General features: G+C 54.5%; 9 protein-coding genes. All 9 read left to right on the top strand.

Annotated elements, in window-relative coordinates:
* The coding region (locus tag GX117_00085) for a hypothetical protein (GenBank protein NLO31742.1) at window positions 1-364 on the top strand (364 nt) is incomplete at its 5' end.
* 143 nt (window positions 365-507) lie between these two features.
* Window positions 508-3,384: a hypothetical protein gene (locus GX117_00090; GenBank protein NLO31743.1), complete on the top strand. Its 2,877-nt coding sequence runs from the start codon at window positions 508-510 to the stop codon at window positions 3,382-3,384.
* A gap of 427 nt (window positions 3,385-3,811) precedes the next feature.
* Window positions 3,812-5,905, top strand: coding sequence for a CoA-binding protein (locus tag GX117_00095; protein ID NLO31744.1), 2,094 nt, complete (start codon window positions 3,812-3,814; stop codon window positions 5,903-5,905).
* Window positions 5,906-5,909: 4 nt separating this feature from the next.
* Window positions 5,910-7,781, top strand: coding sequence for a GNAT family N-acetyltransferase (locus GX117_00100; protein ID NLO31745.1), 1,872 nt, complete (start codon window positions 5,910-5,912; stop codon window positions 7,779-7,781).
* Window positions 7,782-7,956: 175 nt separating this feature from the next.
* Entirely contained in the window at window positions 7,957-9,015 is a 1,059-nt protein-coding gene (locus GX117_00105) for a glycosyltransferase (GenBank protein NLO31746.1), read from the top strand.
* Between the two features lie 42 nt (window positions 9,016-9,057).
* A complete protein-coding gene (locus tag GX117_00110; protein NLO31747.1) occupies window positions 9,058-10,158 on the top strand; it encodes an undecaprenyl/decaprenyl-phosphate alpha-N-acetylglucosaminyl 1-phosphate transferase in 1,101 nt (366 codons plus the stop codon).
* Window positions 10,159-10,161: 3 nt separating this feature from the next.
* Window positions 10,162-13,182 carry an O-antigen ligase family protein gene (locus GX117_00115; protein NLO31748.1) on the top strand — a complete coding sequence of 1,007 codons (3,021 nt, stop codon included), beginning with the start codon at window positions 10,162-10,164 and terminating at the stop codon, window positions 13,180-13,182.
* Window positions 13,183-13,513: 331 nt separating this feature from the next.
* Window positions 13,514-14,845 (top strand): DUF1573 domain-containing protein, encoded by a 1,332-nt coding sequence (locus GX117_00120; protein ID NLO31749.1) that lies wholly within the window; start codon window positions 13,514-13,516, stop codon window positions 14,843-14,845.
* A gap of 140 nt (window positions 14,846-14,985) precedes the next feature.
* Window positions 14,986-16,434, top strand: a complete 1,449-nt coding sequence (locus GX117_00125; GenBank protein NLO31750.1) for a PhoPQ-activated pathogenicity — start codon at window positions 14,986-14,988, stop codon at window positions 16,432-16,434.
* Window positions 16,435-16,679: the final 245 nt, after the last annotated feature.

Consider the following 16,679-nt stretch of genomic DNA (forward strand, 5'->3'; position numbering starts at 1 on the left):
ACCTATGGAAGAGCAGGAAGATGCCTTTGAATGGCAGTTCGATGAGTGGAACAACAGCATCCTCGGCAAAAAGTCGGTGTGGACCGAATTGATTCCGCCGCCTCCTCCTCCTCCTCCTCCTCCGCCTCCTCCGCCCCAACGGCCTGATGTGGCGCAAATGTTGAGCAATGTCAAGGCCACGCGCCAGAAAGTGGGGGATAAAGTAAAGTTCATCACGCCCACGGCGCCTCGGGGCGAGTTCAAAGGTGTGGGCGACTCGATCAATGGAGTTGAAATAAAAGATATCAGCAATACGGAGGTGACCTTTAATTTGTATTGGACTGAAAAAAAGGAAAATATTTCCTACACCATGACGCGCCAATAAACAGCGCGGCATCTTCTGTTTTATCACGGATTTTTATTGTATACTAATGGACACAGCAATCTGTGCCGCTAAAGTTTGGGTAAGGGGCGGACACGGAATCTTTGAGTATCTATTTATTTTTAAGTCGAAGCGAAAGGCAAGACATGACTGTGTTTTTAACGCGGCCAATAACCGTTATATTGCTATCCATATTTTCATGTGTTGCTGCCATTTCGGCCGTGGCGCAAGGGCAAACGCCCACTTCGCCGCAAGATACGCCCTCGACCTCCAGTCCTCGGGTGCGGCCGTCCCCTTCGTCGGGCATTCCTTGGGATGGTGATGACGGCAGCTCTTCCAGACGCATTGACCGTTCTCAATCATCGGGTACTTCGTCACGACGCGGCGCGAGCACAGGCACAACAACAGGCGGCGCTACAGGCACAGGCACCACAGGCACCACAGGCGGAACCACAGCGGGCGGCACCCGAACGGGTTCAAGCGGCGTGTCCACACCGTCAACAGCAGGCGGCAGTGCGGCACAACGGGCGGCGGCTGACGGCGGCCCGGGCAAAGAACCGCCCACACCCAGAGATTCCGGCGGCGGTCCTCGTGTCGTAGGCGGCAGTGCCCACGGCGGCGGCGGCAGTGCGGTAGGAGCCTCGGGCGCTCCTTCTTTGGGCGGCGGCGGTGGAGCCTACAGCAGAGGCGGGGTCAGCGCCATATCCAGTAGCGGTGCCGGTGGATTTGAACCGATCTTAAAGCGTGAGCCCGGCTACAAACCGGTGCCTGAAGATGGGGAAAAGCTTACCCTAGAAGGGCCCATGCCCCTTGATGAATTTCTCACGGCCATTAACCTTGCCACGAACTGGAATATTTTAGTCTCTCCCCAATTACAGGGCATTGAACTGCGGTTTTGGATTTATGATGTGTCGCCGAAGCAGGCCTTGGAAGTGTTGAAATTCAACAAGGTTTACTATGAATATGACGAAGAAAATCAGTTTCTGCAGGTCATGACCCGTGACGAATATCTTATAGAACAGTTTGGCAAAGTGAAGCCCCACGAGTTTCACATTACCAATGCCGATATTGGTTATATGGAATCGTTGGTCAATACCTTGTCGTCTTCGTCGGGAAAAATCATCACCGATCCGCGAACCAACAATATTTATGTTTGGGACACAGAAGACAATATTGAAGAGATGACACGGCTTATCAAGGATATGGATGTACCCCTCAAGAAAACGGAATTCACCATTAAGTATGCCGAAGTCGCTGATATTGAAGCCATGCTCAGCACCTTTTTATCGGGCAGCGGCAGCGTACTTTCCGACGTGCGTACCGGTCAAATCTTTGTTTGGGATTCGCCCGCCATTCTCGACCAGATGCGCGAGGCAGTCGCCCGCTTGGATCAGCCTGTAGAATCGAAAACATTTGAAATTGTCCATGTCAGTGCGGAAGATGTGGTAGACAGCATCGAATCGCTGTTGACTGAACGGGGCATGATTCAGGTGGATCCGAGGTTTAACACCGTCATGGTTACGGATCTGCCCACACGCCTTGAAAATATCACGAAAGTTATCGAAACCCTGGATCGTCAGCTGGACACGCGTACGTGGATCGTCAAGTACGCGGACCTCGATTTTATCGCCGACCAAATCGAAGCCTATATTCCCGGCGAAATGGGTCAGATCATTGTTCAGGACGAAGTGCATCAGCTCACCGTCAGCGGCTTACCCTCGCGTCTTGATGAAATTGATAAACTCATCCAAGAGTGGGATATCAAGCGGCGCCAGGTGCTGATCGAGGCGCACATCGTGGAAGTGAGCACCGATGTGGAGCGTGCCTTCAATGTAAACTGGTCTGCCTTCTCCAATGTGGGCGGCTCACCCTTTGCCATCCACGACGGCAGCGGTTCGACCGGTGTTGCTGAAGCGTCGGGCTCCGGTCAAATCGCCGGCGGCGGCGGTGTGCCCTATGCAGTGCCGCGTTATGGCGCATTACAATTGAACGAATCGGGCGCCATTACCCGGCCCTTGCTCAAAGACATCAACGGTCAGACCGTCATCGATCGCTATATGGGGCGGAACATTGCGGTGACCTTGGACTATCTAGACCGCCAAGAAAAAGCGACTGTACTCTCTTCGCCCCGTGTAACGGTACAGGATGGGGAAGAGGCGGTCTTTGAAAATGCGACCAAGGTGCCCTATGTATCCTCTACGGGCTACGGTTATGGCGGCTATTACGGCGGCTATGCCGGTTCAAACGTGAACGATGATAACTACCGACGTTATAATTCGGGTAACAGCCGCGTTGAGTTTATCGATGTGGGCACCATCCTTTCCGTATTGCCCAGGATTACTGCGGATGACAATATCCTCTTGGATATCAGCGCAGAAGACAGTACCTATACGGACAAGAATGTGGTGGTCGACGACCTGACCCGTTCGGTTCCGGAAAAGACTATTCGCCAGGCGGATACGCAAGTGCGCGTCAATTCCGGCGATACGATTGTGCTCGGCGGATTACGTCGTGACCGCGCCGGTCATTCTACGTCCAGAACGCCTATCCTCGGCGATATACCGCTTGTAGGAAAACTCTTTAATAATCCCAAGCGTTCCTCGAAAAATGCGGCACTCCTTATTTTCATCACCACGACCATTGTCGATGAAAGCACCATGCCCGAATCAGCGCAAATTGCCCATGTCGATCAAGAGCTTTCCGATGCGCGCCGCCGCATGCAGAAAAAGCCTTTGGATCGCTTAAAAACATCGGTTAATGACAACAAAGATGAAATTGGTGTATCCATCGGGCAAAGCGGCGCTTTGTTCTCGGACGGCGAAATCGTAACGGTCGAGGAACTCAAAGAACGCTTTTTCGATGCGAAAGATAAACAGCGTGTTACCGTCGTCATCCGCAAGCATCCCAGCGCGCCCGTCGATACGATCAATGCCGTGATGGAATGCGCCATGGAGGCAGGGCTCCGTATCGAATTTGATAATGATATTCCGCCCATCGTGCCTGCCATTCAGGTGGGTTCCTAAGCCCTGCGATCGAGACGCGTAATTTTTGCGGCGCCTTGGGGAAAGCTCCTTGTGTGCCGTGTCGCCGCCGCCCTTAAAGTCTTTAGGACACGGCGCTGAAAAAACGACGCTGCAGCGCTTTGTGCTGTAAACCGGCGGGCTGCCCATTCGTCTTTAAAGGCTTGCCGGCCATGGTGATTCGCACTTGGCGCAGTCGCGTCGTGCAGTGTTTAAACCTCGGCTCTCTGCCTTAAAATGATATGCTGTAATATTCGAATAATGCAATGACTGGAAATTAAAGGGCTTAACATGGTATCGTAGTATTAGGATGTGCAAGCATCCTATCCCCTCATGACCACTCCGGTCTTGCTTCTGTCTGCATCCCAACAGATTTGGGAGCGTTATCAAGAGGATTTGTCGCAACGTCAAAGCAAAGGGTTTTTCAACAATGCTTGAAGGATTATTGTACCCCAAGTCAATAGCTGTTATTGGCGCGTCTCGTAGTCCCGGAAAAGTAGGCTATGCCATCCTTTCCAATTTAGTTTCTGCCGGTTACGAGGGCAAAATTATTCCCGTCAATCCCACTGTGGATGAGATTATGGGACTGCCCTGTTATGCCGATGTGCGCGAAGCGAACCAAGATGTCGATCATTGTGTGATCGTGGTTCCTGCCAAGGCGGTCATGTCCGCCTTGGAAAGCGCGGCGGCGGTTCGGGCGAAAGCCTGCACCGTGATCACGGCCGGCTTTAAAGAAGTGGGCAAGGAAGGGGCGGAAAAAGAAAAGGAAATGGCGGCCTTCGCGCGCAAGCATAATATCCGTATTCTCGGGCCCAACTGCTTGGGCTTGATCAATACCGAAAATAAAATGAACGCCTCCTTTGCCGCTCAAATGCCCAAACTCGGCGGCATCTCCGTTATTTCTCAATCGGGCGCTCTTTGCACCGCCATCCTTGACTGGGCGGAAGGCCGTGGCATCGGTCTCGCTAAATTGCTCAGCATCGGCAACAAGGCGGATGTTTCCGAAACTGATTTACTGCAAGCCCTTGCCGACGACGAACAGACCAAAGTCATTGTCGCCTATCTTGAAAGTATTGATCAGGGCCCTGAATTTATCCGTGTCGCTGAAGAAGTTTGTGCGAAGAAACCCGTCGTGATCTTGAAGGCGGGCACCACCGAAGCCGGTGGGAAAGCGGCATCTTCCCACACGGGCAGCCTCGCAGGTGCAGATATCGCCTATGGCGCGGCATTCAAACGGGCCGGCATCATTCGCGCCGACAATTTCGAGGCGCTCTTCGATTCTGCCACCGCCTTTGCCATGCAGCCCCTGCCCAAGGGTGATCGTGTCGCTGTCATTACCAACGCCGGCGGTCCCGGTATCATGGCGGCAGACGCCATCGAAAACTTGGAGATGAACATCAGCCCTATCACAGCGGAAATCGCTGAGTCTATTAAAGCGCAGCTCCCTGCAGCGGCAAGCGTCGCCAACCCCATTGACGTGTTGGGTGATGCTGATTCCACGCGCTATGCCATGGCGCTCAAAGAGGTTCTGAAGGATCCCAAGGTCAACGGTATTATTGTTATTATGACGCCTCAAGCCATGTCCAATCCGGATGCGGCAGCTGAGGCGATTATCGCTGAAGCAGACGGCATAAAGCCTGTGTTGACGTGCTTCATGGGCGGCTCACAAGTGGTGAGCGCACGCAAATTATTTGTGGACGCCAACGTGCCCGAATATCCTTCTCCCGAACGTGCGGTAAACGCGCTGAAGGATATGGTCGAATATGCGGCATGGCTCCACCGTCCGCCGCGTGTTGTCACCCGTTTCCCCGTCAACCGTCACCGAGTAGAACGTGTTTTGGTACGTCAAGCCCGCTCACGGCGTACAGAAATGGGCGAAGTGGAAGCCAAAGAAATTTTGCTCGCCTATGACTTCAACGTGTTGCCGGGTCAGCTGGCGCGTAACAGCGACGAAGCGGTGTTCATTGCCGACCGCATCGGCTATCCCGTCGCCATGAAAATCGTGTCCCCCGACATTTTGCATAAATCTGATATGGGCGGTGTGAAGTTGAACCTTTCCAAGGCGTCGGAAGTACGGGATGCCTTCGATCTGATGGTGCTTCGTATTGGCCGTGCAGTTCCTGATGCGCCCTTGCGCGGCGTCTATGTGGAACAGATGAGCAAACCGGGCCGTGAAGTTATTTTGGGCATGCACCGCGATCCTCAATTTGGACCTATGCTCATGTTCGGTCTCGGCGGCATTTTCGTGGAAGTCATGAAAGACGTGAGCTTTTATCTCGCGCCACTGACCCATGAAGAAGCCATGCAGATGCTCGCGAGCACGCGCTCCTACGCCTTGCTGCGCGGCGCACGCGGGCAAGCCGGCGTCGACTTGGACGCCATCGCCGGTGCCTTGCAGCGCATCAGCCAATTAGTGACAGATTTCCCCCAAATCGAAGAAATGGATATCAACCCCTTTATCGTCGGAGAAGTAGGCACAGAACCCGTTGTCGCCGATGCCCGCATGATTCTTTCCGGAGTATAACGAGATGTCAGAAAAAAAACTTAGTTACAATCCCAACTGGCAAGAAGAGTATTCGGAGATGGTGGTAACGGCGTCCCAGGCCGTTGCCCGCATTGTTCCGGGCGAACGTGTGTTTCTCGGTACAGGTTGTGCCACGCCCCTTGAGTTAATCAAGGCATTGGTTGCCCGCTCTAAGGAATTGACTGATATTGAAATCGTTCAATTGCTTACCCGCGGCGATGCGCCCTATGCGACCAAGGAGCTGTCCAGTTGCTTTCCCGTCAACAGCTTTTTTATTTCCCATAATGTCCGTGAAATCATTCAGGAAGGCTTTGGCTCTTATACGCCTATTTTCCTGTCCGACATTCCCCGCCTCTTCAAATCTGGGCGGCTGACCCTTGACGTGGCGTTGATCCACGTAACGCCGCCCGATGAGAACGGCATGTGCAGTTTGGGTGTGTCGGTGGACATCGTGAAGAGCGCCGCAGAAAATGCCGGTCTCGTCATTGCCCAAGTGAACCCGCAAATGCCGCGTACCCTCGGCAACTCCATGATCCACGTCTACGACATTGACTATCTCGTGCCTGTAGACACGCCCATCCTCGAAAACGAGACGCCCGCGCCGCGCCCCGGTACCCGTGAAATCGGCGAGACCTTGGCAGGTTTGATTGAAGACGGCTCCACGGTGCAGCTTGGTATCGGCAGAGTTCCTCAAGCAGTTGCGCCTTTCCTCAAAGACAAAAAAGACTTGGGTATCCACAGTGAGATGCTCACCGATTCCATTATTGAATTAATCGATTCGGGTGTGGTCACTGGAAAGAAAAAATCCTTGGATCGAGGCAAGGTCGTGGCGAGTTTTGTCATGGGTTCCCAAAAACTCTATGACTATGTGGACAACAATCCGCTCTTCTCTTTTAACCCCACCGAATATGTGAACGATCCCTTCACTATTTCCCGTCAGAATAAGATGGTCGCCGTTAATGTGGCGATCGAAGTTGACTTGACCGGACAGGTCTGTGCCGATTCCATTGGCAACCAGTTCTATTCCGGCATCGGCGGACAGGTAGATTTCATCCGCGGCGCGGCAGGCTCCGAAGACGGAAAAGCCATTATTGCCCTATACAGCACCACTGCCGAAGGCAAATCGCGTATTGTCAGCTCTCTCACGCCCGGCGCCGGTGTTGTCACCACCCGCGGCGACGTGCATTATGTGGTCACGGAACACGGTGCCGCCTATCTGCACGGCAAGAGCATCCAGGAACGGGCGCTCGCGCTGATAAGCATTGCCCATCCCGATTACCGCGAAAAGCTGCTCAAAGACGCTATCGCGCTGCATTATGTGCGCGCTGAGATGTCTGAGTACAGCAAAAAGATCGCTGTGGGTCCCAAAGAAATGCGTACCACCATGCTCATGCACGACGGCACGCAGCTCACCGTGCGGCCCATCCATCCCACCGATGAACCGCACATGCGCGATCTCTTTCACTCCTTGTCGCAGCAATCCATTTATACGCGCTTCATGTCCCGTATGAAATGGGTTCCCCCCAAGCAGGTAAAACAGTTCATTTACATTGACCACCGCACGGAAGTGTCCTTTGTAGCGACCCTACCCGAAGCGAACGGTGATCTAATCGTCGCCTTAGGCGGTTATTATCTCGATTCACGGACAAACCGCGCCGAAGTCGCCTTCGTCGTTGCCGATAAATATCAAAACCGGCGTATCGGTTCTTTCCTCTTCAAGCATCTATGCAAGATTGCCAAGAGCCATGGTATCGCAGGGTTTACGGCAGAAGTACTCGACGAAAACAAGGCGATGCAGCGTTTGTTCAATCACTCAGGATTAAGTATTACCACCAATTTGCGTGAAGGCGTATATCACTACGAAATGATGTTTTAAGACGCCATGTCGTCGAATGATGGGCTTGCCGGAAGCGGTCATGGTCATTGTATAATGCCGCTGCGGCGGGCCCATTGCTGTGGGCGCCCTCCCATTGGTACAATGGCTGACACTGGATAAGCCTGTGAAAATTGTGCACGTTTACAAGGACTTCTGCCCCCCGGTGCACGGAGGAATGGAGCGCCACATCGCCTTATTGTGTCGTTATCAAAAGCAGTGGGCTTCCGTAGAGGCATTGGTATGTTCCCGCCGCCTGAAAACAACGCGACACGATCATGAAGGCGTCACCGTCACCGCCGTCGGTGAATGGGGCCGTTTTCAAAGTGCGCCTTTCTCGCCTGCCTTCCCGTGGGCGATGCGCCGCAGCGATGCCGATCTCATGGTTGTCCATTGTCCCAACCCCACCGCCGAGCTGGGTTGGCTCCTTGGCCGTCCGCGCGGCGCCCTAATCGTGCGCTACCAAAGCGACGTGGTTCGCCAAGCGGCCGCCCTGCGTTTTTACGCGCCCTTCCAGCGCCGTTTCCTTTCCAAAGCGGATCTCATTCTCGCCACTTCGCCCCAATACGTAGCGAGCTCATCACTCTTGCAGCACTTTTCCGAGAAATGCCGTGTCGTACCGCTGGGCATCGTTGCGGAAGATTACGTCCTGGAAGATCCCGCCGCTGCCGCCGCCCTTCAACAGCAATACGGCGCGCCCTACGTCTTTTTCTGCGGCGTCCATCGCTATTACAAAGGGCTGCAGTGGCTTGTGCGTGCTGCGAAAAAGATAGATGCTCCCGTCGTCATCGCAGGCGACGGTCCCGAACGGGAATCGCTTATCGCTCTTGCCGTCGAGTGTGGTGTCAAGATCTTTTTTCCCGGCTATCTCTGTCATGATGCGCTCGTCGCACACCTGCACGGCTGCGCCGTTGCCGCTTTCCCGTCCAGCGAACGGAGCGAAGCCTTCGGTTTATCGATGTTGGAGGCGCACGCCTGCGCTCGTCCCGTCGTCGCCACACGCTTGGATACGGGCGTCACCTTTGTGAACGAAGACGGCAAGACGGGCTTGAACGTAGCGCCCAAAGATGCCGACGCCTTAGCGGATGCTCTCAACACGCTGCTTCGTGATGCGCCCCGCCGTGCTGCCATGGGCGCCTACGCCCGGGAACGGGTACAGACACAGTTCAGCGCGGAAAAACTGGCACGTCAGGAATTTGAAATTTATGAGGAGGTACTCGCTGCACGCAGCGCTTGAGGGACCCATGAAACGAAAGGAATAACCAAGGGCTTATTATCCATGCTTCCATGTCATTATCTGCTGTTTGCCTATTTATTGGCCTTATCCTTTCTCGCGTCCGTGATCCTCACTGCGGTCATGAGACGCGTGTCTCTTCGGCTGCGTATCCTCGACCATCCCGTGGGCAGGAAAAGTCACCGTGAGCCCATCCCTCTATTGGGCGGCGTCGCAATTTTCCTCACCTTCCACGGCGTCATCATTGTCCATCTGCTCTTGCTCTTTGTTTTGCGGCCCTTCGGCCCCGAATGGCTGGACGAGAATCTCTTCAGTGTCTTGGGTGAAGACGGCGGCATGAAACTCTCTGCCATTTTCATCGCCGGTACCCTTATCTTTCTCTTGGGCATCGTCGATGATTTGCGCGTGCTCACGCCGTGGATGAAGCTCGCCGGTCAGATCGGCATCGCCCTGATTCTCGTCTCTTTTAATCTGCGCATCCGCGCTTTTATCTTCGAAGACGCCTTCAGTTCCTCCGTCATCACCGTCTTTTGGCTTGTATTGATCATGAACAGCATGAACCTCCTCGACAATATGGATGGGCTCTGCGGCGGCGTGTCCATCATTGCCGCTGCCACCTTCTTCCTCTGCGTACAGCCCTACAACATTCATTTTATCATCCGCCTGCTCCTCGTCATTTTTGCCGGAGCCATGGGCGGTTTCCTTTTCTTTAATTTACCGCCTGCCCGCATATTTATGGGCGATTCCGGAGCCATGTTCAGCGGCTATTTCCTCGCCACCGTCGCTATCCTCGGCACCTTCCATCTCGAAGGAGTCAGTCCCCGTGTTTCCATTGTTGCGCCTCTCATGGCGCTCAGCGTACCTCTGTTTGATACACTTAGTGTCATCTACATTCGCTGGCGCAACGGAGATTCCATTATGCTGGGAGACAAGCGACATTTTTCCCATCGTCTCGTAGAGGTGGGAATGCGCCCATCCATGGCGGTCTATTTCATTTTCATGGTCGCGGCATTGGTCGGGCTCAACGGCGCGCTGCTGCCCAAGCTGGACGGCCCAGGTACAGTCATCGCCCTCGCTCAGGCAGCCGGCATATTTCTGATGATCGTCTTACTGATGAACGCCAACAAAAATAATGGAGCCAAGTAAGGCATGGCAAAAAAACAAACCCGGACATCGCGCAAAACCCGCCCTGTCCCGGGCACGGCAATTCCCGAACCCATCGCCGAGGATAGATCCCTCGAAGAGCCTCAACGGTGGATCGACCTGTTCGGATCGCGGCGGCTGCTCTTTTTCATGGTCGGCGCATCCCTCGTCTTGGCAGCCATGCTCTTTGGCGCCGCTGCATTGGACGGGCTCACCGCTGTCAAGCTTCTCTTAGCCAAGCTTCTGGGCTCTGCCGATCCCCACATCGTCAACCGTTCCAACACCGACATCGCCACCGTCCTCTGGGGTATGGGATCGGTGGCGCTCCTCGGCGCGGTGCATCCCGTCTTAGGCGTTGCCCTGTTGCTTCTCGGCCGTTCCTGGCTCGACGGATACACCTATTTCCTCGACAACATGTATTTCACCTGGTGTATTTATTTGCTCTGGGGACAATGGCTGCTCCGCGTATTCAAGAAAAAAGATCGGCTCTATCTGCCCGTGCCCGCCCTCTTATTTGCTGTCTTCTTGAATTGGGTGCTCATCACGACGCCCGCATCTTTGCAGCCCTTCAACACCTACCAACAACTCTGGCTGTGGCTTGCCTACGGGCTCCTCTTTTTGCTCTGTATCAATCTGTGCATGGACAAACACGCCTCCCGTTTCCTGCTCACCATTTTCCTAGTCGCCTTGTCCATGCAGGCGCTCTTTGCCATCCTCCATTTTGAATTTCTGCTGCCCCACTTGCGGCGCTTGGTACAGGATCCCGCCATTTTGCGCCAATATTTCAAAACAGACGTGATTTCTGCGGAAATGGCACGCCGTTTCATGGTGAACCGCGCCTTCGGCTCCATGCTTTTCCCCAACGCATTGGCTGCCTACCTTTTGTTGGGCACACCTTTCCTTCTCATCATGAGTCTGCCCTATCTCCGGCGTTTCAAGGAACGGCTTCAGCAAAAGGCGTTGCTCCTGCCCGACGAGGGCGGCCGCCGCGAACGGAATATCGCCATCGCCCTTGCCCTAACGGCGGGCTTTGCGCTCTTCCTCTTCATTCAGTTCGTTGTCTATTTCCCCATCGAATACCGAGATACTTCTTTGGCGCGGCCTTGGTATTTTAACGCCGTTCCCCTCCACAGCCTTGCCTTAGCGGGCAGCGTCTCCGGCGGTGCGTTGATCCTTTATCTGCTCTTGCGCCGCGGCATCGTCAACACGTGGATTATACTCCGCACTTTCGTCGTTCCTATCCTCGCGCTTATGCTCCTGTACACCTTATGGATCACCTATTCCCGAGGAGCCCTTGCCGCCTTTATCCTCGCCATGGTCTGGGCGGCTTTGCTCTATTTTCTCGGCGCGCCCATCGCATTCCGCTTGGGTATCACGCTGCGCCCAAAAAAAGCTGTACTTCTTATCCTTTTACTCAGCGCCCTTATCCTCATTAGTCTCGCTGCGGCGGATCTCTTCACCGCCCGAGATTCATGGGCACAGCCAACGGCGCCTGCATCTGCTGCCCAAACGCAAGGGGCGCCGATGAAAGCTGCACCGACGAAAGCTGCGCCGAGAAGCACCGCCCCTCGGGGCTCACAAGTGCGCGAAGAAGGCATCACCCTGTCCATGGGCGATCTTGCCGACCCCGCCTCCTTCAAGCTGCGCTTGGGCTATTGGCGGGTCACCTTATCCATTGCCCGCCACCATTTGCTCACGGGCATAGGCCTCGGTAATTTTTCCATTGCCTATCCCCGTTACCAATACATCGGTGCCGGCGACGTCCGTGAAGGGCACAACGGATTCCTGCAAGCCTTTGCCGAAACGGGCTTCGTGGGCGGACTCTGCTTCCTCATTTTTTGGCTGTGGATACTCATCAGCGGCGCGCTGCGCATCCTCCGAGAAGAGGAAAGACACCAAAAATGCCTGCTCTTAGGTATCTACACCGGACTCGTCGCCTTCGCGCTCCACAGTTTTGTAGACATCAATTTCAGCCACCCTTCCTTGGCCATGTTCGGCATGGTTTGGGCAGGTTTGTTTTTAGGCATAGCGGCGCAGACGCGCCCTGCGCAGCAGACGGACACCGAAGAGGAGAGCTACGACCCGGCTCAGGATGCGCCCCGACGCGGCGCGGTCTTTTGGCTTAGCGCCCTCATCACAGGTGCCGCCATCGCCGCGTCACTCCTAGCCAGCCTATCCCTCTATCTCCAACAAGTGACCCTCAACCGCCTCCGGCTGATTAATATTTCCGCCGACAATGATCTGTCCCGGCGCATGGAATCATCCCTCTTTTTCTTCCACCAAGTCGCCGGCTACGGAATGAAACTGAAGCACGGCGAGAAGAATGTGGAACTGCCGCGCATCCCCTTGGCGAATGCCCTTGCGGTACTCCCCGATGTGGAGCAGTTCAAAGAAGGCTGTTTATTTTATCGGCCCGACCCCAATCAGGTGGGCCGCTTTGTAAAGCTGGAGCCGCAGGAGGAGATACCTGCCAACGCGCTGATGACCGTTGTGCGCCCTTGGATGATACGAAACAGAGCTCTAGATGCCTGCATGCGCTGGGTGAAGGAATTGGAAGAACAGGATCGACGCTTTCCCTATTCACCCTTGCTAGCCCTCTATATTGCACGATGGTACGAACTCTACGTCAGCACCACAGGCGGACCGCGATATGCGGATCATTGGGATGAATGGACAGATGCGTTTATGAATTGGTCGGACATCTACGTGCAGCGCAATCCGACCAACGCTGATCTTCGCTGTTTCCGCGCCAATGCGTGGCTCTGGCACATGGAACAGGAGGATCATGCAGATGTGGAGGAGACTGCCCGTAAGATTGTGGCAGAATACGACTTTGCCCTTGCCCTCAGCCCCATCACGCCCCAGCATCGCTATATGTACAAGACCGCCATGGAACGTCTCGCCGCTTATGCCGAGAAAGAGGAGCAAGCCGAGTATGCTGCCCGCTGCCTTGCAAAGGCACAAGAGATGGAAAAAGCGGCGAAACAATTGGAGCAAGACCGCCTTGCTGTACATCTCTATAAATAAATTTTTTATATCTTGTCCCAAAAATCTCATTGGAATACGTTATCAATAGCAGCATGGGTGGGTTGAACTGTGCCTGTTGCGCCCCTTCCGTGTGTGTATCAGTCGCTTTGCGGCTGCAGCAGATTAAACTCACCTGCGCTGTGGGTCGTCTGTCTCACAGGCGATGTCAGAAAAAAGCGTTGATGTCTTTATTTTTATTTTTGTATAATGCCTAATCAAAAGGAATAAATAACGAGTCCTGTTGTTTTAATTCAAGGTTTTGCATCCATACGGATCGTTCTTGCAAGCCCCCGATTCCATGAACTAAGAAATGCCATAGAAAGGGTGTTCCATGAAAAAGTTTTATCTAGTAATGACCCTGCTGGTCTGTGTACTGGTAGCCGTAGGCTGCGGACAATCAGCTAAGACACCGACGCCCGCCGCCGATCAACCTGCGCCTACTGAGAAAGCTGCCGCACCGGCTCCGGAAGCCGCGCCTGCCGAAGAAGCGCCCGCACCTGCCGCTGCCGAAGCGGCTCCTGCTGAAGAAGGGTCCGCACCTGCCGCTGCTGCGCCTGCTGAAGCTGCGCCTGCTGAAGCTGCGCCTGCTGAAGCTGCACCTGCAGCCGAACCCGAAGCGGCGGCTGAGCCTGTCGCCGACGGCAAACCGAAAATTGTCGTGGATCGTCCCGAATACAATTTTGGTCAATCCGACAATTCAGAGACCATCAATTGTGAGTTCATTTTGCGCAACGCCGGTTCCGCTGTATTGAACATTGAAAATGTGCGCGCATCCTGCGGCTGCACGACCACTGACCTCCCGAAAAAGAATATTGAGCCCGGCGAAGAAGTGGCGCTGCAAGCCGCCTTGAATCTGAGAGGCCGCCAAGGTCAACAGACCAAAGCGATCACCGTTACTTCCAACGATCCCGAAACGCCGACCTTGCAGCTGCGCATCACCGGCGAAGCCGTCGCATCCATTTCCATTCATCCCATGGCGGTTCAATTAGGCCGTATCGAAGAAGATAACCCGCGGGAAAAGACCGTGATCATCCAATCCAACAAACCTGAAATTACCTTCAAAGTGATTTCTGTCGAGCTTGACGGCATCGATTTCATCACCCACGAGATCAAAGAAGTGGAACCCGGACGCAAATGGGAATTGAGCATGAAGACCGATGCCAACCTGCCCGAAGGCAATCATAACGGCCGCTTCGTGATCCGCACCGACTCCGCCGAACGCGCCGTGTTGTGGCTGCCCGTTAGCCTCCAAGTCGTCGGCGCGCTGCAGATCGCGCCGCCTGTCGTGAACATACGCATCAGCGAAGATCCAACGGAAGTGGAACAGCAGACCCTCAGCATCACCGGTGGACGGAGTGCTGAATTCAAGATTGAAGAAGTGATTGTTCCCCTCGACGATATCCAATCTGAACTCATTGAGGCAGGCCCCAACGCCTATCGTCTGCGCCTGTCCAACATGCCGAAAACCGATGCGCTTGAAGATCAGTTTGTAACTTTGAAAACCAATCTGCCTAACAGCCCCGAAGTGAAGATTCCCTTTAATCTGTATCAGCCGCGCTTACGTGGTATCACCCCGAAAACGCAAGCTGTCCAACGGCCCCCCGCGAATGTGCCTGACGTAGCCGATGTGCCTGCCGCACAGAGTGACGATGCCGCAGAATAAATATAAGTCTTTGAAACCTCTTTGTCTCTACCTATAGTCCTAATCCCGGGAGTAACCCGCTCCCGGGATTTCCTTTTTTTACGCGCGGCATCCACTGCCGCCCCGTGCAACCCCACATCATTCATATATAAGGAGAAATCATGATGTATCGATCCCTGCGCTTTATCCCTATTCTTTTAAGCCTTGCCCTTTTGTTGATCTCCATGCCGCTTGTCGCCGGCACGAATAATATGCGCGTCACCGAAGAGCAGTATACGCCCCTCGATGCCTATGTGGCAGCGCCCGATCCTGCCTACCGCTTTGAACTGAAGGAGACCCATGAAGGCAAGGGCTGGACAGGCTACGTGCTCCACCTCATCTCGCAAACCTGGCTGACCCCCGACAAAGTGGACCGCACCGAATGGGAACATTGGCTTGAGATTATTGTGCCCGATAAGCCCGCCCACAAATCCGCTCTCCTCCTCATCGGCGGCGGCAGCAACGGCAGATCCATGCCCCGGGGCGCTGATGCGAACCTGCGCCGTTTCGTCAGAGAAACCAACACGGTAGCGGCAACCATTCATCAGGTGCCCAATCAACCGCTCGTTTTTGCCGAAGACGGCAAGCGCCGTTCCGAAGATGCCATCATTGCGCTCAACTGGGCGCAGTATATGGAGAGCGGCGATCCTGAATGGATTACGCGTCTGCCCATGACCAAGAGTGTTGTACGCGCCATGGACGCCATCCAAGAATTCTGTGCCTCCGACGAAGGCGGCGCTGTAGAAGTCGACAGCTTTGTCGTGACCGGCGCATCGAAACGGGGCTGGACCACATGGACCACCGCTGCTGTGGACAAGCGCGTCATCGCCTGTGTGCCTATCGTCATCGACCTGCTCAATCTCACCCCCTCCTTTGTGCATCATTATGAGGTCTACGGATTATGGGCGCCCGCGATTAATGACTATGTGAAGGCGGGCATCATGGATTGGCTGGGCACGCCCGAATGGGAAGCCATGCTCAAGATCAACGATCCCTACTGCTACCGTGACAGGCTGACCATTCCCAAGCTGCTGATGAACGGCGCCTGCGACCAATTTTTCCTCAACGACTCATGGCAGTTTTATTGGGACGACCTGAAAGAGCCCAAATATATTCGATATGCCCCCAACGCCGGTCATGGTATGGACAAGGCGGATCCGGCGGGCACGGTCATCGCCTTTTACCAATCCGTAGTTGAAGGGAAAGCGCTGCCTCAGTACAGCTGGACTTTCCCGGACGAGCAGACTGTACGCATTACTGCGGATACGCAGCCTACGGCCGTGAAGCTGTGGCAGGCGACCAATCCCGAGAAATGGGATTTCCGCTTGGACAAGGACGCGCCTGAATGGCAGGCAACTGTTTTGGAAGCCAACGACGACGGCAGCTGGTCGGCGACCGTTGAGAAACCCGAGACGGGTCACACGGCCTTCTTAATTGAACTGACATTTAAAGGTCCCGGCGAATCACCGCTCGTGATTACCACGCCCACGCGCATAACGCCTAATGTGACCGCCTTCAAGTTGGAGCCGAAAGCAGAATTACCCAAAGGCTTCCTGACCAAAGATAAATAATGATTGCCGCTCTGAGGGGGGACCGAGGAGACAGCAAGGAACAGGATGGGATGGATAGACGGGAAGAATGGGCTTTAGGTCGAAGCGAGGAATTCCGGCTTTGAAGCCTTTCGACATCAAGGTGCGGTGTTACGCGCCTTGGCTAGCCCGCCCTGTCATTTTGAACGCAACGAATCCGGTTCCGGCGATCACCTGCCGCCATCGTCACGCATCGGATACCTCTGCCTAAGTGCTGTCTTTTTCCA

The sequence above is a fragment of the Candidatus Hydrogenedentota bacterium genome (genome assembly GCA_012523015.1).
Classification (GTDB): Bacteria; Hydrogenedentota; Hydrogenedentia; order Hydrogenedentales; family CAITNO01; genus JAAYBJ01.

Excerpts from the sequence above, each read along its gene's own strand:
- GX117_00110 (NLO31747.1), top strand. The coding sequence starts at position 9,058 with ATGCTTCCATGTCATTATCTGCTGTTTGCCTATTTATTGGCCTTATCC.
- GX117_00090 (NLO31743.1), top strand. The coding sequence starts at position 508 with ATGACTGTGTTTTTAACGCGGCCAATAACCGTTATATTGCTATCCATA.
- GX117_00095 (NLO31744.1), top strand. The coding sequence starts at position 3,812 with ATGCTTGAAGGATTATTGTACCCCAAGTCAATAGCTGTTATTGGCGCG.
- GX117_00120 (NLO31749.1), top strand. The coding sequence starts at position 13,514 with ATGAAAAAGTTTTATCTAGTAATGACCCTGCTGGTCTGTGTACTGGTA.
- GX117_00105 (NLO31746.1), top strand. The coding sequence starts at position 7,957 with ATGGAGCGCCACATCGCCTTATTGTGTCGTTATCAAAAGCAGTGGGCT.
- GX117_00100 (NLO31745.1), top strand. The coding sequence starts at position 5,910 with ATGTCAGAAAAAAAACTTAGTTACAATCCCAACTGGCAAGAAGAGTAT.
- GX117_00115 (NLO31748.1), top strand. The coding sequence starts at position 10,162 with ATGGCAAAAAAACAAACCCGGACATCGCGCAAAACCCGCCCTGTCCCG.
- GX117_00125 (NLO31750.1), top strand. The coding sequence starts at position 14,986 with ATGATGTATCGATCCCTGCGCTTTATCCCTATTCTTTTAAGCCTTGCC.